The sequence below is a fragment of the Pannonibacter phragmitetus genome (genome assembly GCF_050510895.1).
In the GTDB taxonomy this organism is placed as follows: Bacteria; Pseudomonadota; Alphaproteobacteria; order Rhizobiales; family Stappiaceae; genus Pannonibacter; species Pannonibacter phragmitetus_B.
The window spans coordinates 4,100,562-4,119,834 of record NZ_JBNINT010000001.1 but is presented as its reverse complement, the minus strand read 5'-3'; the positions used below and the strand labels follow the sequence as shown (position 1 = coordinate 4,119,834).

General features: G+C 61.6%; 17 protein-coding genes and 2 pseudogenes. 11 read left to right on the top strand and 8 right to left on the bottom strand.

Annotation, left to right across the window (positions count from 1 at the left end; genetic code table 11):
• Window positions 1-16: 16 nt before the first annotated feature.
• Complete coding sequence (locus ACQB61_RS19825) at window positions 17-4,834, bottom strand: NAD-glutamate dehydrogenase (RefSeq protein WP_430514013.1); 4,818 nt, start codon at window positions 4,832-4,834, stop codon at window positions 17-19.
• A gap of 86 nt (window positions 4,835-4,920) precedes the next feature.
• Here ACQB61_RS19825 and ACQB61_RS19820 point away from each other — a divergent pair, with 86 nt between their 5' ends.
• The 3 genes and pseudogenes from ACQB61_RS19820 (at window position 4,921) to leuD (ending at window position 7,205) form a co-directional block, all read left to right on the top strand.
• Complete coding sequence (locus ACQB61_RS19820) at window positions 4,921-5,490, top strand: peroxidase-related enzyme (RefSeq protein WP_430514012.1); 570 nt, start codon at window positions 4,921-4,923, stop codon at window positions 5,488-5,490.
• 103 nt (window positions 5,491-5,593) lie between these two features.
• On the top strand, window positions 5,594-6,544 hold the full coding sequence (gene argC, locus ACQB61_RS19815; protein ID WP_430514011.1) for an N-acetyl-gamma-glutamyl-phosphate reductase: 951 nt from the start codon (window positions 5,594-5,596) through the stop codon (window positions 6,542-6,544).
• A gap of 57 nt (window positions 6,545-6,601) precedes the next feature.
• Window positions 6,602-7,205 (top strand): annotated as a pseudogene (leuD, locus tag ACQB61_RS19810) (3-isopropylmalate dehydratase small subunit).
• Window positions 7,206-7,403: 198 nt separating this feature from the next.
• Here leuD and ACQB61_RS19805 read toward each other — a convergent pair.
• The 5 genes from ACQB61_RS19805 to dctP form a co-directional block, all read right to left on the bottom strand.
• Window positions 7,404-8,312, bottom strand: a complete 909-nt coding sequence (locus ACQB61_RS19805; protein WP_430514010.1) for an alpha/beta fold hydrolase — start codon at window positions 8,310-8,312, stop codon at window positions 7,404-7,406.
• On the bottom strand, window positions 8,309-8,659 hold the full coding sequence (locus tag ACQB61_RS19800; RefSeq protein WP_430514009.1) for a hypothetical protein: 351 nt from the start codon (window positions 8,657-8,659) through the stop codon (window positions 8,309-8,311). The genes ACQB61_RS19805 and ACQB61_RS19800 overlap by 4 nt, the downstream gene beginning before the upstream one ends.
• Window positions 8,660-8,677: 18 nt before the next feature.
• Window positions 8,678-9,940: a TRAP transporter large permease gene (locus ACQB61_RS19795; RefSeq protein WP_430514008.1), complete on the bottom strand. Its 1,263-nt coding sequence runs from the start codon at window positions 9,938-9,940 to the stop codon at window positions 8,678-8,680.
• Window positions 9,858-10,457, bottom strand: a complete 600-nt coding sequence (locus ACQB61_RS19790; protein ID WP_430514007.1) for a TRAP transporter small permease — start codon at window positions 10,455-10,457, stop codon at window positions 9,858-9,860. The genes ACQB61_RS19795 and ACQB61_RS19790 overlap by 83 nt, the downstream gene beginning before the upstream one ends.
• A 62-nt stretch (window positions 10,458-10,519) precedes the next feature.
• A complete protein-coding gene (gene dctP, locus ACQB61_RS19785; RefSeq protein WP_430514006.1) occupies window positions 10,520-11,524 on the bottom strand; it encodes a TRAP transporter substrate-binding protein DctP in 1,005 nt (334 codons plus the stop codon).
• A gap of 106 nt (window positions 11,525-11,630) precedes the next feature.
• On the opposite strand from dctP, the gene ACQB61_RS19780 reads away from it, so the two are divergent.
• The 5 genes from ACQB61_RS19780 (at window position 11,631) to ACQB61_RS19760 (ending at window position 14,983) form a co-directional block, all read left to right on the top strand.
• Window positions 11,631-11,966, top strand: coding sequence for a LysR family transcriptional regulator (locus tag ACQB61_RS19780; RefSeq protein WP_430514005.1), 336 nt, complete (start codon window positions 11,631-11,633; stop codon window positions 11,964-11,966).
• Window positions 11,963-12,295 carry a LysR substrate-binding domain-containing protein gene (locus ACQB61_RS19775; RefSeq protein WP_430514428.1) on the top strand — a complete coding sequence of 111 codons (333 nt, stop codon included), beginning with the start codon at window positions 11,963-11,965 and terminating at the stop codon, window positions 12,293-12,295. The genes ACQB61_RS19780 and ACQB61_RS19775 overlap by 4 nt, the downstream gene beginning before the upstream one ends.
• Entirely contained in the window at window positions 12,184-12,585 is a 402-nt protein-coding gene (locus ACQB61_RS19770) for a LysR substrate-binding domain-containing protein (protein ID WP_430514427.1), read from the top strand. The genes ACQB61_RS19775 and ACQB61_RS19770 overlap by 112 nt, the downstream gene beginning before the upstream one ends.
• 187 nt (window positions 12,586-12,772) lie before the next feature.
• On the top strand, window positions 12,773-13,996 hold the full coding sequence (locus ACQB61_RS19765; protein ID WP_430514426.1) for a hemolysin family protein: 1,224 nt from the start codon (window positions 12,773-12,775) through the stop codon (window positions 13,994-13,996).
• Between the two features lie 96 nt (window positions 13,997-14,092).
• A complete protein-coding gene (locus tag ACQB61_RS19760; RefSeq protein WP_430514004.1) occupies window positions 14,093-14,983 on the top strand; it encodes a sulfite oxidase heme-binding subunit YedZ in 891 nt (296 codons plus the stop codon).
• An 8-nt stretch (window positions 14,984-14,991) separates the two neighbouring features.
• On the opposite strand, the gene ACQB61_RS19755 is transcribed toward ACQB61_RS19760, so the two are convergent.
• Complete coding sequence (locus ACQB61_RS19755) at window positions 14,992-15,450, bottom strand: Crp/Fnr family transcriptional regulator (RefSeq protein WP_430514003.1); 459 nt, start codon at window positions 15,448-15,450, stop codon at window positions 14,992-14,994.
• 67 nt (window positions 15,451-15,517) lie between these two features.
• A complete protein-coding gene (locus ACQB61_RS19750) occupies window positions 15,518-16,201 on the bottom strand; it encodes a response regulator transcription factor (RefSeq protein ID WP_430514002.1) in 684 nt (227 codons plus the stop codon).
• A gap of 194 nt (window positions 16,202-16,395) precedes the next feature.
• On the opposite strand from ACQB61_RS19750, the gene ACQB61_RS19745 reads away from it, so the two are divergent.
• The 3 genes and pseudogenes from ACQB61_RS19745 (at window position 16,396) to mtaB (ending at window position 19,266) form a co-directional block, all read left to right on the top strand.
• Entirely contained in the window at window positions 16,396-16,938 is a 543-nt protein-coding gene (locus ACQB61_RS19745; RefSeq protein WP_430514001.1) for a L,D-transpeptidase family protein, read from the top strand.
• Window positions 16,939-17,084: 146 nt separating this feature from the next.
• Window positions 17,085-18,002 (top strand): diaminopimelate epimerase, encoded by a 918-nt coding sequence (gene dapF / locus ACQB61_RS19740; protein ID WP_430514000.1) that lies wholly within the window; start codon window positions 17,085-17,087, stop codon window positions 18,000-18,002.
• A pseudogene (gene mtaB / locus ACQB61_RS19735) lies at window positions 17,999-19,266 on the top strand (tRNA (N(6)-L-threonylcarbamoyladenosine(37)-C(2))-methylthiotransferase MtaB). Before dapF ends, mtaB begins: the two are co-directional and overlap by 4 nt.
• The last annotated feature ends 7 nt before the right edge of the window (window positions 19,267-19,273 follow it).

Sequence of the window (19,273 nt, the reverse complement as noted above, 5' to 3'; positions counted from 1 at the left end):
ACCGGAGAACTTTAGCTTAGCGGGCGATTTCCGCCAGCAGGCTTGCAGCGACCGAGAACTTGGACACGCTGATCGAGCCTTCCAGGATCTCCGCCACCGAGCGGGTGGTCCGGGCCACTTCGGCCTCGTGCGCGGCCAGCCAGTTGGCAAAACCACCCGCCTTGAGCGCCGCCCCTGTCAGCTGGCGGTGCGCGTCGGAGAGGGTTGCCAGCGCCCGGTCGAGCGCAAGACCGTCATAGTAGTCGGCAATCACCAGTTCGCGGGCACGGACGCTCATCTCGGCAATGCCGAAATGTGCCGCCACTTCAAAGAAGGTGGAGGCTGCCGCATCCAGGTCAGAACCCGTGTCACCAGCAATGAGCACGATATCCGGAATGGTCGCTTCCACCGGCAGCCAGGTGATGCGCCGGGCCAGCGGCTCGGGCACGCCCTTGGCCACGGCTTCGGCAACCGCAGCCGTCAGAAGCGCGGCCTGTGCCGGAGTGACAACCTTCTCCAGATGCGGCCGCAGCGCAGCAATACCGGCACCGAAACGTTCGGCCACCGCCGCGATACCATCCTTGAAGGAGACATGGCGGCGGAACCAGACCACCTGATCGAGGAACAGGTTCTGCACTTCGGCATAAAGCTCCAGCTGCACCTTGCCGTCGATCTTCGTGTCGAGCGCGTCGATTTCCTCGTTGAGATCCGTCAGGTCATAGCTGTTGCGCACGGCAACGAAGCCACGGGCAATTTCGGCGGCGCTGGCTCCCGTCTGGTCAGCGATGCGGGTGATGAAAGTCGGTCCGCAGCGGTTGACCATGGAGTTGGCGAGCATTGTGGCGATGATTTCGCGCCGCAGCCGGTGGCCACGGATTTCATCGGCGTAAGTGTCCGCCATGTGATCCGGGAAGTAGCGGAAGAGTTCGCGCGCCAGATAGTCGTCATCCGGCACGTCGCTTTCCAGCAGCGCGTCATAGAGCGTGATCTTGGCATAGGCGAGCAGCACGCCAAGCTCGGCACGGGTGAGGAACAGCCCGGCCTTTTCCAGCTCGGCAAGCGCTGCATCATCGGGCAGGAACTCGACCTGCCGGTCGAGATGGCCCGCCTGTTCCAGCTGGCGCATCATGCGGCCCTGATAGCCGAAGTCTTCCAGCCCGCGCTGTTCCGTCATGGAGATAGCGAGGGACTGCAGGTAGTTGTTGCGCAGCACCAGCTCCGCCACCTCGTCCGTCATCTCGGCCAGCAGCACGTTGCGGGCGGGAATGTCGAGCTTGCCAGACTGGACGGCAGCGCCCAGCGCAATCTTGATGTTCACTTCCATATCCGACGAATTCACGCCGGCGGAGTTGTCGATGGCGTCCGAATTGGAGCGCCCGCCCCGGCGGCCGAACTCGATACGGGCGCGCTGGGTCATGCCGAGGTTTGCACCCTCGCCGATGACCTTGGCCCGCACTTCGCGGGCGGTGATGCGGATGGCATCATTCGCCTTGTCGCCCGCATCTGCATCCGTTTCCGTGCTGGCGCGGATATAGGTGCCGATGCCGCCAAACCACATCAGATCGACGTTGAGCTTCAGGATGGCGGTCATCACCTCCTGAGGCGTTGCCTTGGCCCTCGGGATGCCAAGCAGCTGCTGGACTTCCTCGCTGAGCGGAATCGACTTCAGCTGGCGGGAGAAGACACCGCCACCGGCGGAAATCAGGCTCTTGTCATAATCCGCCCAGGAAGAGCGGCCCATGTCGAACAGCCGCTTGCGCTCTGCAAAGCTGGAGGCCGCATCCGGGGTGGGATCAATGAAGATGTCGCGGTGGTCAAAAGCCGCTACCAGCCGGATTTCCTTCGACAGCAGCATACCGTTGCCGAAGACGTCACCCGACATGTCACCCACACCGGCCACGGTGAAGGGCTGGCTCTGGATATCCCGGTTCATTTCGCGGAAGTGGCGCTTCACCGCTTCCCAGGCGCCGCGTGCGGTAATGCCCATCTTCTTGTGGTCATAACCGGCCGACCCGCCCGAGGCGAAGGCATCGCCCAGCCAGAAATCCCGGCTCGTCGAAATGCCGTTGGCCGTGTCGGAGAAGGTTGCCGTGCCCTTGTCGGCGGCCACCACCAGATAGGGATCATCCTCATCATGGCGCACCACCTCCAGCGGCGGCAGGATCTGGTCGCCCTTGAGGTTGTCGGTCACATCCAGCAGCGAGCCAACGAAGATCTTGTAGGCTTCCGTGCCTTCGGCAAACACTGCCTCACGGTCACCGCCCACCGGCAGGCGCTTGGGCACGAAGCCACCCTTGGAGCCCACGGGGACGATCACCGCATTCTTCACCTGCTGCGCCTTCACGAGGCCAAGCACTTCGGTGCGGAAATCCTGCGGACGGTCGGACCAGCGCAGGCCGCCGCGCGCCACCTTGCCGAAGCGCAGATGCACGCCCTCGACACGGGGGCTGTAGACCGAGATTTCCCGGAAGGGCTTCGGCTGCGGCATGTCGTCGATACGGCGGGAGTCGATCTTGAAGGCAAAGGCCGGCTTCGGCTTGCCGTCTGCATCCAGCTGGAAGAAGTTGGTACGCAGGATCGCATCAATGACATTCTGGAAACGCCGCAGAATGCGGTCATCGTCCAGGCTGACAACAGCGTCAAACTCGGATGACAGCTCGTTCTCGATCCGCGCCGCATTGAGCGTGCGGTCGGCCTCGCTGAGCGCCGGGTTGAAGCGCACGTGGAACAGCTCGACCAGCTTGGCGGCAATGGCCGGGTAGTTGTTGAGCGTGGTCCACATGTAGTCTTCGGAATAGCGGATGCCCACCTGCCGCAGGTACTTCGACAGGGCCCGCACCATGGCGATATCACGCCAGCCGAGATCTGCCGTCAGCACCAGCGCGTTGTAACCGTCGCTTTCCGCCTGCCCCAGCCAGACGGCCATGAACAGGGCTTCAAGGCGGCCCTTCAGGTCGGCCGACAGCCCGATGCTGCCGCCCTTTGCCGCTTCCAGCGTCATTTCATGCAGATAGCAGAAGGGCATGCCTTCCGGCGTGATCCTGTAGGTGCGCTCGTTGATGACCTTGAAGCCCATGTTCTCCAGAAGCGGCACACGGGCCGACAGCGGGATCGGGGCCTCCAGGTGGAACACCTTCAGCGACAGGCGCGTATCCGGAGCGCCGGAGCTGCGGAAGAAGGTGATCGTGGTCTGGCGGCCATCGCCAAGGCTCTCGATCTTCTGGACGTCAGCCAGCGCATTTTCCGCGTTGTAGACTTCCTTGTAGCCACCGTGGAAGGCCAGCGCATAGCGGTCCGTCAGACGTTCCGCCACTTCCGGATTGAAGTTTTCCTTGAAGGCATCCATCAGCCCGTCCGGCCAGGTGCGGACGATGGAGGCAACCGCCTTTTCCAGCTCGTCCTGCTGCACGGCAGGCGTCTTGCCACCGGAGCGGCCAATGATGAAATGCACCCGCGCCAGAGGCCCTTCCGGATAAGTGACATACCAGGCGGACAGGTGTCCGTCGAAGACATGGGCGAAATAGGTGCCGATGTTGAGACGCACTTCCGTCGTGTAGCGGTCACGCGGCACATAGCAGAGGATCGACACGTAACGGTCGAACTTCTCCGGCCGGGCGAGCACGCGGATGCGCGGACGCTCATCCAGCTGCAGGATCGCCATGGCGAAGTCGTAGAGGGTTTCGTGGTCGATCTGGAACAGCTCGTCCCGCGGGAAGGTTTCCATCACATTGGTGAGGGCGCGGCCCGAATGGCTGTCGGAGTCAAAGCCTGCCTTCGCCAGCACGCTGCTGACCTTGCGCCGCAGGAACGGGATCTTGCCGGTCGGCTCGTTATAGGCGGTTGAGGCAAACAGGCCGACGATGCGCAGCTCGCCGGTCATCTTGCCGGAGGCATCAAACATCTTGGTGCCGACATAGTCCATGTAGACGCGCCGGTGCACGCGGCTCTTCACATTGGCCTTGGCAATGATCAGCGGGTCCGGACGCATCAGGAACTCGCGGATCTCCGGCGTGATCTGTACGAATTCACCACCCCGGCGCAGGACCCGCACGTCCGGATCAGCCAGCAGGCCAAGCCCCGTGCCATCCAGTGGCGTCAGCTCACCCTCGCCCGCGCCCCCGTCAAAGGCATATTCGCGCATGCCGAGGAAAATGAAGTTGTCATCCTGCATCCATTCGAGGAACTGGATCGCTTCCCACAACTCGTTGCTGGAACCATCGGCCTGCGCGGTCTTGTAGGTGTTGATGGCCTTGGTCAGGCGCTTGCGCATGCCCTTCCAGTCGATGACCGCAGCGCGCGCATCATCCATGATACGCTGAAGCCGCTGCTCCAGCCCCTGCCGGGCCTCATCGCTGGCGATACGGCTGACATGAATGTGGATCAGGCTTTCCTGACGGTCTTCCCGCGCTGCACCGCCCTTGTGGCCGCTGAAGGAAACGAGGGAACCATCGGCGGCGCGCTCGACATTGTAGATCGGATGCAGCACCAGATGGACGGTCAGCTTGCTGTCATGCAGCTCGGCCATGACCGAATCCACCAGGAACGGCATGTTGTCATTGACCAGCTCGATGACGCTCACCTCACCGGCCATCCGGCCCTTGGTCTTGAAGGCAGGATTGGTCACGCTGACCCGGCTGGTGCCCTGCGGATGGACCTTGAAGTCCTGGAACGCAGCGCGCGCAAAGGCGGCCAGCTCATCCGGTGAATAGGCGACAAGATCTTCGGCAGCCCCCTGCAAGTAGAGCTCACCGGCGAAATCCGCGAGGCCGGACTCCGCCGCGTCTGCCTTCGAAGTCAGGATTTTGCTCACCTCTTCGATGAGCTTCGCCTTCTGGATTTCCTTTGCGTGCGCCATCTCTGTCCTCCTGGCCCGCGAATCAGCGGCGGCATGCTAGGCTGCCAAAGCCGCTTAAAAAATGGCATTTGGGAGGAAACAACAAAATGACGAACAAAGATGTAATGGCGCTCAATTTACAGGTTGAAGGCGAGTTGAGCGAAGCGACGCAAGGATACTTTGCAAAGTGTGACGAAAAAATAGGATTTATTCCAAATGTGCTGCGCGCCTATGCCTTCAACGACACGAAATTGCGCGCCTTCACGGATATGTATAACGATCTGATGCTGGGGCCTTCAAACCTCTCCAAACTGGAGCGGGAGATGATTGCCGTAGCCGTGTCGAGCGTGAACCGCTGCTTCTATTGCCTTGCCGCCCATGGCGCCGCCGTCCGCCAGCTGTCCGGCGATCCGGTGCTGGGTGACATGCTGGTGATGAACTACCGGGTTGCAGGCCTGACACCGAAACAGAGGGCCATGCTGGACTTCGCCGTTCTCTTGACCGAACGCCCCGCCGAAGTGGTGGAAGCTGACCGCCAGGCGCTGCGCGATGCAGGCTTTACCGACCGGGACATCTGGGACATTGCCGCCCTTGCCGCCTTCTACAACATGTCCAACCGTATGGCGGCGGCCACCGAGATGCGGCCGAATGATGAGTATCACTCAATGGCCCGTTGAGAACGTTGACGGCATGCGGGGTCCGCTTGCCCGTGACAGCCTGCCGGAATGTGTGTAAAACCCGCTTCATTCTTCTGTCCTTGCAAATGAGGGAGCGGGCGCAATGGTGGCGCGGATTTTCATTGATGGCGAAGCTGGCACGACGGGTCTGCAGATCCGCGAGCGCCTCGCCGTGCGCCGCGACATCGATCTGCTGTCCATCGCCCCGGAACAGCGCAAGGACATGTCCGCCCGTGCGGACATGCTGAACAGCGCCGATGTGGCCATCCTCTGCCTGCCTGATGATGCGGCGAAGGAAAGCGTGTCGCTGATCACCAACAGCACCACCCGCGTCATCGATGCCTCCACCGCCTATCGCGTGGCGGACGGCTGGACCTACGGCTTTGCCGAAATGGACCGGAGCCAGGGCGCGGCGATTGCTGCAGCCCGTTTCGTGTCCAATCCCGGCTGCTGGCCGCAGGGCGTCATTGCGGCGCTTCGTCCGCTGGTGGCCGCTGGTCTCGTTCCGGCGGATTTCCCCGTCACGGTCAACGGCATCTCCGGCTATTCGGGTGGCGGCAAATCCATGATTGCCGACTATGAGGCACAGGGCGATGCGGCAAACGTGTTCCTGCCCTATGGGCTCGCGCTCGGCCACAAGCACCTGCCGGAGATGAAGACCTATTCGGGCCTCACCGATGCACCGCTGTTCGTTCCGGCGGTCGGCAACTACTACAAGGGCATGATCACCAGCGTTCCGCTCAATCTGGCGCGTCTGCCAAAGGTGCCCACGGGTGCTGAACTGCATGCCGCAATTGCGGATCACTTTGCCGGTCAGGCGAAGGGCTTTGTCGAGGTCGCGCCGCTGTCGCCGCTCGACCGGGCGTCGGAGCTGAACCCGCAGGCCCTCAACGGCACCAACATGATGCGCGTCTATGTCTTCGCCAATGACGCCCGTGCGCAGGCCGTGGTCATTGCCGTTTACGACAATCTGGGCAAGGGCGCCTCGGGCGCTGCCGTCCAGAACCTCAACATCATGCTGGGCGCAGACCCGGCAGAAAGCCTTGCCGCCTGAGCGCGGCCGGGCACAAGAACAACAAAGACAATTCAGAGAGCCTTTGGAGAGACCGCCTTGCAGAAGTTCACCTCCCTCACCGGTGTTGCGGCGCCCCTGCCGATCATCAACATCGACACCGACATGATCATCCCGAAGCAGTATCTGAAGACGATCAAGCGCACCGGCCTCGGCACCGCGCTGTTCTCGGAGCTGCGCTACAACGAGGACGGTTCGGACAATGCCGAATTCGTGCTGAACAAGCCGGCCTACAAGGGCGCAACGATCCTTGTAGCGGGCGACAACTTCGGCTGCGGCTCCTCGCGTGAGCATGCCCCTGGGCCCTGCTCGATTTCGGCATCCGCTGCGTGATCTCCACCAGCTTCGCCGACATCTTCTACAACAACTGCTTCAAGAACGGCATTCTGCCGGTGGTCGTCACCCGCGAAGAGCTGGACAAGCTGCTGGATGACGCGTCGCGCGGCGCCAACTCCACCCTGACGGTGGATCTGGACGCGCAGGAAATCCGCGGTCCGGACGGCGGCGTTATCTCCTTCGAGATCGACCCCTTCCGCAAGCACTGCCTGATGAACGGCCTCGACGACATCGGCCTGACCATGGAAAAGGCCCCTCGATCGACCGCTTCGAAGGCGCCACCTCCGAAAGCCGCCCCTGGGCGTGATAGCGCCGGGCTGGGTCTGATGCGGATGCGCTGAAAGGCCCGGCCAGATGGTCATGGATACAAGTTGCAAGGGCCGCCCTTTGGGCGGCCTTTGTTCATTCATGCTCCGGACTGCCTCGATGCAAGGCAGCCTTTAGAGGCCCTTGCCGGCAAGCCAGCTGGCGACCATCTCTGCCACATAATCGCTGTTGTCATCCATCATCGGCATGTGGGAATTCCCCTGATGCCTTCCAATGGCAAGTCCAGCTGTGCGACGGATGCTCCATGCTCCTGCAGCATTTGGCAATGAAGCAGGACTTTTGCCTTGTAGCCCTGCCAGGCCGGGTGATCATTGCAATAGTCGCCCCAGACATAGAGATATGGCACGCTGGCAGCCAGCTTCGTCTCGGCCTCGCTCAGCGTGGGCGCGCCGGCCGGCTCGATTGCAACAATGGCAGCGATCTGTTCGGGCTTCCTGGCTGCAATTTGCTGCGCAAACCAGCCGCCCTGACTGTGGGCGATGATGATGGCAGGGCCAACCCGGTCCAGCAGCTTTTCATAGGCTGCCAGAGTACGCTCGTTGTTTGTCGTCCACCGCGCCACGAATTGTGCCGACAACTGGTCGAAGGCCGACAAGGGAAAACGCTGCCCCTCATAGCCGCGCCTCAAGGCCTGGTCCTCGTGGTAGCCTTCCTTCAGGCCCATTCTGAACAGGGTCCAGGCATCTTGCTGCGTGCGGAACAGCGGGCTGCCATCATAGATCTCGGGAAACGGGGCCCAGGACGCCCTGCCCCGTTCGACTGCGTCGGAAACGACAACGTCATAGCCCTTGCGGAGAAAGTAGTTCTGCCAGCCGGGGCGGCCATCCGGCGTAGTTTCCCAGGTGACGCCGGACATGGCTCCGCCATGCCAGAAGAGCACCGGCAGACCTGATCTGGGCGAAGCCTGACGGAAGTGCTGGGCGTAGAGCTGCCCGACGAAATAACCTCCGTTGAGATCAACCGTCCTTGCGTCGCCGTTGGCAGAAACCTTCACCTCCCGCCTTGGCTGGCCCTGCAGCCTGACCACACTGCCGCCGATGTGGAACGAGTTGATGCTGCTCAGAACGATGGGATCATGACTGCTCATCTGCCAGCCTCATGAATATCGCAGGCGGAAATATAGGCCGGGTCTATGCCGATCAGCCGGACCCGGATGGATGCTCCCAGAAGGCCGTGAAGCTGCGTGGCAATCTGGTGCGCCAGTTCATCGCGAATGGGCTTCGGGCGTTCGTCCGAGGCCCTGTGATCGACGGCCACGAGAAGCTGGCAGCCCTTCGGCATGTCAAGTGCGGCCACGATGGCGATCTGGATCTTGTCAGGTGACGCTGAAAGCAGACTGATGAGCCCCTGTTCGATGATTTCACCAATCTCGCGGACCTTGAGGCCAGCCTGACCGGCAATTTCTGGAGCAACATGAACCTGTACGACGGGCATGGGGATCCCCTGCAGATTTTAGTTTTTGTTGAAGACGAACGCCGGAAGCCAGGTAGAAATTTCCGGAACGAAGGTGATGACGGCCAGAAGCCCGAGCATCAGCACGATGTAGGGGCCCACGCCCTTGATGACATTGGCGAGCGGCGTGTTTGCAATCGACTGCAGCACATAGAGATTGAGCCCCACAGGCGGCGTCAGCAGGGCAATCTCCATGTTGATCACCAGGATAACGCCAAAATGGATCGGATCGATGCCAAGGTGGTGAATGATCGGAATGACCAGCGGCACAAAGATCAGGATGACTGAGATCACTTCCAGGAACATGCCGAGAATGAACATCACCACGTTTGCAACAACGAGGAACTGCCAGGCCGAGAGATCTGCCTTCACGACAGCTTCGCTCAACATCGCGGTTGCACCTGCCGCCGTCAGCCAGTGAGCGAATGTCAGTGCGCTGATGACAATGAAGATGATGACCGCAGTCTGCCGTATTGAATCGGCCAGAATTGGCAGAACGTCGCGCAGCCCGATGTCCCGGTAGAACAGAAGACTGACGAGGATGGCAACGACGGCAGAAAGGCCAGCAGCTTCGGAGATCGTGACCAGGCCGGAATAGATTCCGCCGAGAATGATCACCGGCACCAGAAGAGCCGGCAATGCACGCACATGAGCGTTCCAGAACGCGGCCCGGTCCAGCCTTGGCTCCAGCGGCAGATTGTGACGCCTGGCGAACCAGATGATGTAGACGATGAAGATCAGGGCCTGCAGGAGACCGGGAATGACACCGGCCAGAAAAAGCCGCGGCACGGATTCATCGGCAATGATGCCATAGATCAGCATGGCAAGGCTTGGCGGTATCAGGATGCCAAGCGTGCCGCCAGCACCGATCGTGCCCGTGGTGAAGGCAATCGGATAGCCGCGATGCAGCATCGCGGGCACCAGAACCGCACCAATTGCCATTGCGGTCGCCACTGACGACCCGGATATGGCTGCAAAGACGCCGGTCGCCATGATGCAGACGATGGCCAGGGCACCCTTGCGCTGCCCCACCCATGCTGCCGCCAGATCGATCAGGGCCTTCGCCACACCGCCGCGCTGCATGAAGGTGGCTGCGATCACGAAGAGAGGCACAGCCACCAGCGTGTGGGAGTTCATATGATTGGAGAACTGCTGCCCGAAACTGACGAGAGGCTTGCCCTCAATCAGCCACGCGAAGAGAGAGACCGGACAGGGACAAGAAGATGGGAACGCCGGCCAGCAGGAGAACGATGAAGGCGGCAACGATAAAAAGCAGCATCATCTCAGCGCTTCCCCGGAAAGCCGCAACCAGCTGGATTGCGTACTGGAGGCCCGTCAGTCCAAAGCCGAAAGGGATGGAAAGATAGAAGAGCCACATGGGAAAGCGGATCGAGCTGTCGCTCTGTTCACCGAACCGCCAGGCGAATTCGACGGATTTCGCGCCTGCATAGACGATGAAGCCGGAAACGATCAGGCCGAAAAGGGCGGTAAATATTTCGAGATAACGCAAGCTGCGGGAAGACAGTGTCTGCAGTACAATGTCGACACCAACATGCATTTTCTCCCGGACCATCTGCCCGGCACACAGCATGACGGCCCAGCCAATCAGATAGATGGTGACTTCCCGCCCCCAGTCGGGCAGGTTTTCCGGTGCGACAAACCGTATAAACGCCTCGCTCACAACGAGAATACAGGAAAGCAGGGCAAAAACGCCGATGATCGCGTTTTCAACCGCCCCGATTATCTTATAACTACTTTTCATCTTGAACTGCCCTGCCACTATCAGGTTGCAAGCGGCCCGCAAGTGAAAACCTGCCCGAAGGCAGGCTTCAGCAAGTCAGATCACTGAATGAGAACCTTCTGGACCTTGGTGACGAAGTCAGCGTCCATGCCCAGTCTCTTCACCAAGTCGGGCTGTGCCTGAAGCAGCTGCTCGCGCATGGCGTCGAGGCTTGCCTGTGACGGCTCAACCGAAACGATGCCGTTCGAAGCATTGAGCTGCCTGGCTTCATCCTGGCGCTGATGCGCGGCATCCCGCTGAGCATCAACCATGCTGTCCCAGGTCTGTGTGAAGAGATCGCGCAGATCTTCCGGAAGCGATTCCCAGACAGTGGTGTTCATCAGCGGCACATACTGAACGATGGCCTGACGGTCATCGAGGCCATATTTCACGCCGGCATCCCAGAGCTTTGCACTGGCGAGGGATTCCTGCGTCGTCCAGAGAGCCGAGATCGTGCCGGTCTGCAAAGCTTGCGGCACATCCGGCCAGGCAATCTGGGCAGGCGCAGCACCCATGATTTCATAGCGCCGTGATGTTGCGGGCCCGCCAGGCACACGCACCTTGAGGCCCTTCAGATTTTCAGGAGTGGTGAGTTCCGTTTTCGTCGAAAAGACCGTGCCAAAGCCGAGATCAATCGGACGCCCGATCACGGTGACACCCAACTTGCTCTCGATCTTTTCGTTCAATTCCTTGCCAGCTTCGCCATCAATGACCGCATAGATCTTTTCGCGCGGCGCGCCGTAGAACATCGGCAGCTGCTCGATATCGGCATCAGGAACAAACTTGGAGATGAGCTGATACTGCGGAACCGCCATGTCGACGGCACCCTGGGCAACCGCAGCCGCCGCCTCGACATCCTTGAAGGCCGAAGCCGCTTCGAAGATCGTGATGTTCAAGCGCCCCTGAGACTCAGCCTGCACCTTCCCGGCAAATTCTTTCAGCCAGACATTCCGGACATGCAGGGGGCTCGTATCGAGCGTGACCTTGATCATGTAGCTATCGGCCGATGCCGGCGTGATGAGCATGACGGCCAGGCTGGCAGCCGTCAGGAACTTGCAGAATGTCATGGAAATTACCCTCCCGAGTTTGTTCTGCCGGGGAGAGTAGTTGAACCTGCCAGATAGTTCGCATATTTCTTTTCCATGTTGGCATAAGGATTTTCATATATCAGCCATGCGAAATCTGTCCTACAAGTTTGATCTTTCGCGGCTTTCGGCATTCATTGCCGTTTGTGAGGAAGCCAGCATCACGCAGGCTGCTGTGCGTCTGGGCGTCGCCCAGCCTGCGCTGTCGGCAACGATCCGGCGGCTTGAAGCTGACCTTGGCAACACCCTGTTCCGCCGCCTGCCTCGCGGCATGGACGTCACCGATGCGGGGAAGCTGCTGCTGGAGCGCAGCTACGAAATCTTCAGTCTGGTTCAGGATGCCGAGCGCGGACTGCTTACCACGGCAGAGGAGCCGCAAGGTGAAGTAGCCATTGGTCTGCCCCCTCAGCAGCAGCGGTTCTGACCTACCCGCTGCTGACCCTGCTGAAGCGCAAATATCCGCGCGTCGCCATTCGTCTCGTCGAAGCCATGTCGGGTTATCTGCAAGGCTGGCTGGAAAACCGGGAAATCAGCATCGCCGTCACGTTCAACACGCCCAGCAGCGAAAGCATCGTGAGCAGGCGCATCCTGCGTGAAGACATCATGCTGATCGGCCGCTGCAAGGACCTGGAAGAACTGCCATCCCCCTACCCCTGGAGAAACTCGATCAGCTGCCACTCATCGTCACTTCCGCACGCCATGGCCTGCGCCGCAACATGGAGAACCATCTGGCTTCCGTCGGCCGCAAGCTGAACATCAAGTACGAGATCGATGCAGGCCATCAGCTGGTGCGGATGGTCAGTTCCGGCGAAGGCTTCGGCATCTTCGCCCGCAGCGCCTTTCACGCAGAGATCGCGGGCGGTCTGGTCGCCGGAATTCCCCTGATCCCCGCCTACTCGCGTGACGTCTGCATCTGCCACCACAGATCAGCATCCGCAGACCGCGCCGTTCAACTCGCGGCCGAAGAAGTCCGCACCCTGGCGCATACTCTTGCCAGAAATGGCACATGGCCCGCCGGGATAATTGAAGCCGGGCAGAGATAGCCCCTTCACGGAACCAGCCGTTCTTTCGCGGCCCCCTTTGGCATTCCTCTTCGCGCAATTCTCCCCATATAATGGCATCCGGATGCCGGCATGACGCAGATATCGGCTTCCAGCTTGCGTGGATCAGCCCGTGTATTTCGAAATTGCCATCGTCGTCTGTCTCACCTTGCTCAATGGCGTTCTGGCCATGTCGGAACTTGCCGTTGTCTCGTCCCGGCCCGTGCGGCTGAAATTGCTGGCCGATCAGGGAAGCCGGGGAGCGGCGGTGGCGCTGCGGCTGTCGGAAGATCCGGGGCGGTTTCTTTCCACGGTGCAGATCGGCATCACGCTTGTGGGGGTTCTGTCGGGCGCCTTCTCCGGTGCAACGCTGGGCGCACGCCTCTCCGGCTGGCTGCTGACGCAGGGCCTGCCGCCTGCCGCTGCCGATGCATTGGGTGTCGGCTCGGTGGTTGTTGCCATCACCTACATGTCGCTGATCGTAGGCGAACTCGTGCCCAAGCAGATCGCCCTGCGCGCGCCCGAAAGCGTTGCCGCCCGCGTTGCTCCTGCCATGTTGATCCTGTCAAAGGTGTCGGCACCCCTCGTCTGGCTGCTTGACCGGTCGGGACGTGGCGTGCTGCGGCTTCTGGGCCAGCAGGACGGCGCGGGTGAAACGGTGACGGATGAGGAAATCCGCACGGTTCTGGCAGAAGCACAGAGCGCGGGCGTCATCGAGAACGAAGAGTCCGAGATGATCTCTGGTGTCATGCGCCTTGCCGACCGCACCGCGCGGGGCCTGATGACGCCGCGCCGCGATGTTGAGGTGCTGGACCTGGAGGACAGCCCGGAGGAAATCCGAACCTTCCTGCGCCGCACCACCCGGTCACGCCTGCCAGTGCGGCGGGGAAGCTCGGACGAGGTGTTGGGCGTTGTCACCGTCAAGGATGTGCTCAGTGCCTATCTGGATGCAAGAGATGCGGCCATTGAACCGCTGATGCGCCACGCGCCGGCCGTGTCCGACCGGGCAGGCGCGCTGGCCGTCATCCAGACGCTGCGCAAGGCTCCGGCGCATATGGTTCTGGTCTATGACGAATATGGCCACTTTGAAGGCATCATCACCCCCGGTGACGTGCTGGAAGCGGTGACCGGCGCCTTTGAAGATGAGAATTCAGCAGAACCTGCGCTGTTCCAGCGCGAAGATGGCTCCTGGCTGGTCGCAGGCTGGATGCCGGTGGACGAGTTCGCCGCCGGGATGGGTTTTCCGCTCGATCCGGACCCGGATTACGAAACCGTCGCAGGCTTCGTGCTCGACACGCTCAAGTATCTGCCCAGCCTCGGCGAAAGCTTCACTGCCAAGGGCTGGCACTTCGAAGTCCTCGACCTCGATGGCCGGCGGGTCGACAAGCTGCTGGTGCGCAAGCTGGAAGAGTGAGGCGCAAACTCACGCAAGCTTGAAAAATCCTGAGGCGCAGGTGTTCCGTAGACAGGCTAGAACCTGGCTTGTGGATTTTCCGGAGCGATTGACAAGATGAGCAATGTATCAGGCCTGCGCCCGGTGGCGGTGTTTCTGCCCTGGACGGACCGGCAAGGGCGGCTGTCGGGCCTGAAGCTTGCCGTCTTCCTCATCGCCCTTGCTCCGGCGCTCTGGTATCTGACCCGCGCCTCCATGGGGCTGATCCAGCCGGAACCAGCGCGCCAGCTCGTTTTTGTCAGCGGTGACTGGGCCATGCGCTTTCTCGTGGCAACACTGGCCGTCTCACCGCTGCGGCGCATCACCGGCTGGGGCAAGCTTGCCGGTATCCGCCGCATGCTGGGGCTGACCGCTCTGGCTTATGGCCTTGCGCACCTGATGCTCTATGTGATCCGTGAAAATCTCGACCTGTGGCGGGTCACGTCCGAAATCGTGCTGCGCTTCTATCTCACAATCGGCTTTGCCGCGCTGGCGGCCATGGTGGCGCTGGGGGTGACCTCGACGGACAGCGCCATCCGCCGCATGGGCCCGCGCTGGCACAAGCTGCACAAGCTCGTCTATCCAGCCACCGCACTGGCCGCCTTCCATTATTTCCTGCAATCCAAATCGGATGTGAGCCAAGCCACCCTGCTGGCGGGGCTGTTCCTGCTGGTGATGATCTACCGGGGAGCGGCGCGTCTGAAACTGCCGCTCGCCTCACCGCTGGCACTGGCGGGGCTTGCCCTTGTGGCCGGGCTTGGAACGGCAGGGACCGAATATCTCTGGTATCACCTTGCCACGGGCGTTCCGGCGGAGCGGGTGTTCCTTGCCAACTTCAATTGGCAGCTCTTCACCATGCCCGCACAGATCCGGCCGTCCTGGTGGGTGGTACTGGCGGGCCTGCTGACCGCCCTGATGCCGCTGATCAGCGCAAGACTGCTGCCGCAACCGGCGCGGCGGCGGCACTGAATGAAAGCCTATTCGCCTTTCACGCGCGCCTTCAGCTCATCCATGATGGTGTTCAACTCGGCCATTTTCTCGCCGATGGGCACAAGTCCCGCGACCGTGGTCTGATAGCGCGCTGCGTAGCTGTCGAACAGGCGGCGGGCGAGCTCGGGAAACTCCTGCACCATGCGCTTGAACAAGGCGCGGCGGATGCGGATGACCCGCACCGGGCCAATGCAGACCGCACGGGCGGGGCGCCGGGTTTCCACCAGCATGGCAGTTTCGCCCAGCAGCACACCGGGCCCCACCATTTCCACTTCCAGGAAACCGTGGGTGCTCTTGCGCTGCAGGCTGACATTACCCTTGGCAATGACGATGCCGCTGTCGGCCCGCTCACCCTCGTCAAAGACAAAGGACCCTGAAATCAGATCCATGGCTTCAGCGCTGAAGGCAAGCAGGCGCAACTGGTCGTCGGAAAAATCCGACAACATGGGAATCTGCCGAAGAATCGCGATGTCCTGAACGAGGCTCATGCCTCAGTGTTATGCCGCAAATGGCTCACGGCACAAGCTTATATCCACCGGCTTCCGTCACCAGAAGCTCCGCATTGGAGGGGTCACGCTCGATTTTCTGCCGCAGGCGGTAGATGTGGGTCTCCAGCGTGTGTGTGGTGACGCCGGAATTGTAGCCCCAGACCTCATGCAGCAGCACGTCGCGGGTCACCGCCCGCTCGCCTGCCCGGTACAGGAACTTCAGGATCGAGGTTTCCTTTTCTGTCAGGCGCACCTTGCTGCCGCGCTCGTCCACCATCAGCTTGGCGGCGGGGCGGAAGGAATAACGGCCGATCGTAAAGGTCGCGTCCTCGCTCTGCTCGTGCTGGCGCAGATGAGCGCGCACGCGGGCCAGAAGCACAGCAAACTTGAAGGGCTTGGGCACATAGTCGTTGGCACCTGCCTCAAGGCCCAGGATCGTGTCACTGTCCGTATCATGCCCGGTAAGCATGATCACGGGCGCCTTGAAACCGGCCTTGCGCAGAAGCTTTACACCCTCGCGCCCATCCAGATCCGGCAAGCCCACGTCCATCAGCAGAAGATCAACCTGTCCTGCCTTGGCAGCAGCAATTCCTTCCGAAGCAGTTGATGCCTGCTGCGTGGTGAATTCGTCATAGAGCGAGAACTGCTCGACCAGCGCCTCGCGCAGGTCATTGTCGTCATCCACGATGAGAATGGTGCGTGCGTTCATCTGCAGTCCTCGTTCCCTTTCGGCACTTCTGGCCAGATCGGCTTCGGCAAATTCAGTGCCTTTCATGCAATGGCGTAAAGATGGGAAAAAATCACCGTGGTTTTTAGTTTGATCCGTCAATTCTGCTTCACATCCACTTTACATCCGATTGATGACGATGGATCAACCCGATGCAACGCGAGCCAAAAGAGACCATGACCTATCCTGCCGCCTCTGCGGAGAAGAGCCTCATCGTGCGCGCCCTGCCAGGCAATCCCTGCCGCGGCACACTGACACTGGGCGCACTGACCGTACCCTGTGCCCTTGGCAAGGGCGGCTTGACCTTGCGCAAGCGTGAAGGCGACGGGGCGACGCCGGTTGGCCGCTTTGCCGTGCTGGACGTGTTCTACCGGCCTGACAGAGGACGCCGGCCGGAAACGGCCCTGCCCGTCACGGCACTGAGCCCGGATGACGGCTGGTGCGATGATGCGCGCCATCCGCGCTACAATGCCCCTGTCCGCCTGCCCTTTGCCGCCAGCCACGAGAAGATGTGGCGGCAGGACGGGGTCTATGACATCGTCGTGGTGCTGGATTACAATCTGAAGCCAGCCGTCAAGGGCAAGGGTAGCGCCATCTTCTTCCACCTCGCCCGGCCCGGCTACACGCCGACCGAGGGCTGCGTGGCCGTGGCGGAACCCCACATGCGCCGCCTGCTGAAGGCCCTGCGCCCTGGCGCGGTGATGGACATCCGGCGTTAAGGGCAGCTCAGCGAAGCTATTGGCCGAACCTCTGGCAATCCGCCGCCATTTCCGCCATATAGAGGGAAACGGGGTCCGCTGACCCTGGACCTCCCGGCACAAACCTTCTGCAACCCGGCTTGCAGAACCTGACAGGCACCGCGCCGATGCGCAGACCGTTTTTGAAGATGAATGGCCTTGGCAACGATTTCGTTGTCTGGGATGCCCGCGAAGCACCGCTGCGGCTGAGCCATGAGGTGATTGCTGCACTGGGCGACCGCGCCTCCGGCATCGGCTTTGACCAGATGATCACCGTCGAGCGTTCGCCTTCCGGGGCGGATGCATTCATGCGCATTCACAATTGCGACGGATCGGAAGTCTCTGCCTGCGGCAACGCCACCCGCTGCATTGGCCGCCTGCTCCTGGAGGAACAGGGCGTTGATGCCGTGAGCATCGAAACCCGCGCCGGACTGCTGCTGGCCCGCAAGGCAGATGAAAGCGCACGTTCAGTCACCGTCGACATGGGCGAGCCGCGCTTCAACTGGAATGAGATCCCGCTCGCCGAGGAGTTTGCCGACACCCGTGCGGTGGAACTGCAGATCGGCCCGATTGATGAGCCCATCCTGCACACGCCCGCCGTCGTCAGCATGGGCAATCCGCATGCGGTGTTCTGGGTATCCGACGTGGAGGCCTATGACCTTGGCCGCATCGGCCCGCTGCTGGAGCATCATCCGCTGTTCCCGGAAGGGGCCAACATTTCTCTGGCGCAGGTGATTTCGCGCAAGGAGATCCGCATGCGGGTGTGGGAGCGTGGCGCAGGCCTCACCCGCGCCTGCGGCACCGGTGCCTGTGCCGTGGCCGTGGCAGCCGCCCGTGACAACCGCGCCGACCGCACCTCGACTGTGCATCTGCCTGGGGGCCCACTGACCATCAGCTGGCGGGAGAGCGACAATCACGTGCTGATGACCGGCCTGACAGAAGTTGAATACGAGGGTGAAGTGGACTTCGAGACCATGACCTTCACCTGCACCGGACCGGGGGATGCAGAGCTGGATGCCGCCCCCGCCATGGAGACCGCCCTGTGAGCATTGATGTCGTCACCTTCGGCTGCCGGCTGAATTCCTATGAATCGGAAGTGATGAAGCGCGAGGCGGAAGCTGCGGGCCTCAAGGATGCCATCCTGATCAACACCTGCGCGGTTACCTCCGAAGCGGTGCGTCAGGCGCGTCAGGCCGTGCGCAAGGCCCGCCGCGACAATCCGGAAGCCAAGATCATCGTCACCGGCTGTGCCGCCCAGACCGAAACATCCAAGTTCTCCGAAATGGAGGAAGTGGATCTGGTGCTCGGCAATTCGGAAAAGCTGGAACGCGCCTCCTATGGCCGCATCGCCCAGTTCGGCCTTGATGCCAGCGAGAAGGTGCGCGTCAACGACATCATGAGCGTGCGCGAAACCGCTGGTCACTTGATCGACGGGCTGGAAGGCCGCGCCCGCGCCTTCGTGCAGGTGCAGAATGGCTGCGATCACCGCTGCACCTTCTGCATCATCCCCTATGGCCGGGGCAATTCGCGCTCGGTGCCCATGGGCGTCGTCGTCGATCAGGTGCGCCGCCTCGTGGAAAACGGCTACCGCGAAATCGTCATCACCGGCGTGGACATCACGTCCTATGGCGCCGACCTTCCCGGCACGCCGCGCCTTGGCACGCTGGTGGCCAAGATCCTGAAACTGGTGCCGGAGCTGAAGCGGCTGCGGCTGTCATCCATTGACTCCATCGAGGCCGATGACGAGCTGATGCGCGTCATTGCCGAAGATGAACGGCTGATGCCGCATTTCCACCTGTCGCTGCAGGCCGGCGACGACATGATCCTGAAGCGCATGAAGCGGCGGCACCTGAGGGCGGACACCATCCGCTTCTGTGACGAGGTGCGACGCATGCGCCCGGATGTGGTCTTCGGCGCCGATATCATCGCCGGTTTCCCGACCGAGACGGAGGAGATGTTCGCCAACACTCTGGCGATCGTCGATGAATGCGGGCTGACGCATTTGCATGTCTTCCCCTTCTCCCCCGCCCGGGCACGCCGGCAGCGCGCATGCCGCAGCTGGCCAAGGGCCTGATCAAGGAGCGTGCCGCACGGCTGCGCCTCAAGGGCGAGGCGGCGCTGGCGGCTCATCTGAGTGCCGAAGTCGGCCTGCTGCGCCCCATTCTGCTGGAGCGCGAAGGGCTGGGGCGGACCGAGCAATTCACACAGGTCGAGGTGGATGGCGGCGAGGCCGGGCAGATCATCGAAACCCGCATCACCGGCCACACCGGGCGCCATCTTCTCGGCGCGCTTCTTTCACAGGCCGCCTGAGGGCGGG

Excerpts from the sequence above, each read along its gene's own strand:
- ACQB61_RS19825 (WP_430514013.1), bottom strand. The coding sequence starts at position 4,834 with ATGGCGCACGCAAAGGAAATCCAGAAGGCGAAGCTCATCGAAGAGGTG.
- ACQB61_RS19820 (WP_430514012.1), top strand. The coding sequence starts at position 4,921 with ATGACGAACAAAGATGTAATGGCGCTCAATTTACAGGTTGAAGGCGAG.
- argC (WP_430514011.1), top strand. The coding sequence starts at position 5,594 with ATGGTGGCGCGGATTTTCATTGATGGCGAAGCTGGCACGACGGGTCTG.
- ACQB61_RS19805 (WP_430514010.1), bottom strand. The coding sequence starts at position 8,312 with ATGAGCAGTCATGATCCCATCGTTCTGAGCAGCATCAACTCGTTCCAC.
- ACQB61_RS19800 (WP_430514009.1), bottom strand. The coding sequence starts at position 8,659 with ATGCCCGTCGTACAGGTTCATGTTGCTCCAGAAATTGCCGGTCAGGCT.
- dctP (WP_430514006.1), bottom strand. The coding sequence starts at position 11,524 with ATGACATTCTGCAAGTTCCTGACGGCTGCCAGCCTGGCCGTCATGCTC.
- ACQB61_RS19780 (WP_430514005.1), top strand. The coding sequence starts at position 11,631 with ATGCGAAATCTGTCCTACAAGTTTGATCTTTCGCGGCTTTCGGCATTC.
- ACQB61_RS19765 (WP_430514426.1), top strand. The coding sequence starts at position 12,773 with ATGTCGGAACTTGCCGTTGTCTCGTCCCGGCCCGTGCGGCTGAAATTG.
- ACQB61_RS19760 (WP_430514004.1), top strand. The coding sequence starts at position 14,093 with ATGAGCAATGTATCAGGCCTGCGCCCGGTGGCGGTGTTTCTGCCCTGG.
- ACQB61_RS19755 (WP_430514003.1), bottom strand. The coding sequence starts at position 15,450 with ATGTTGTCGGATTTTTCCGACGACCAGTTGCGCCTGCTTGCCTTCAGC.
- ACQB61_RS19750 (WP_430514002.1), bottom strand. The coding sequence starts at position 16,201 with ATGAACGCACGCACCATTCTCATCGTGGATGACGACAATGACCTGCGC.
- ACQB61_RS19745 (WP_430514001.1), top strand. The coding sequence starts at position 16,396 with ATGACCTATCCTGCCGCCTCTGCGGAGAAGAGCCTCATCGTGCGCGCC.
- dapF (WP_430514000.1), top strand. The coding sequence starts at position 17,085 with ATGCGCAGACCGTTTTTGAAGATGAATGGCCTTGGCAACGATTTCGTT.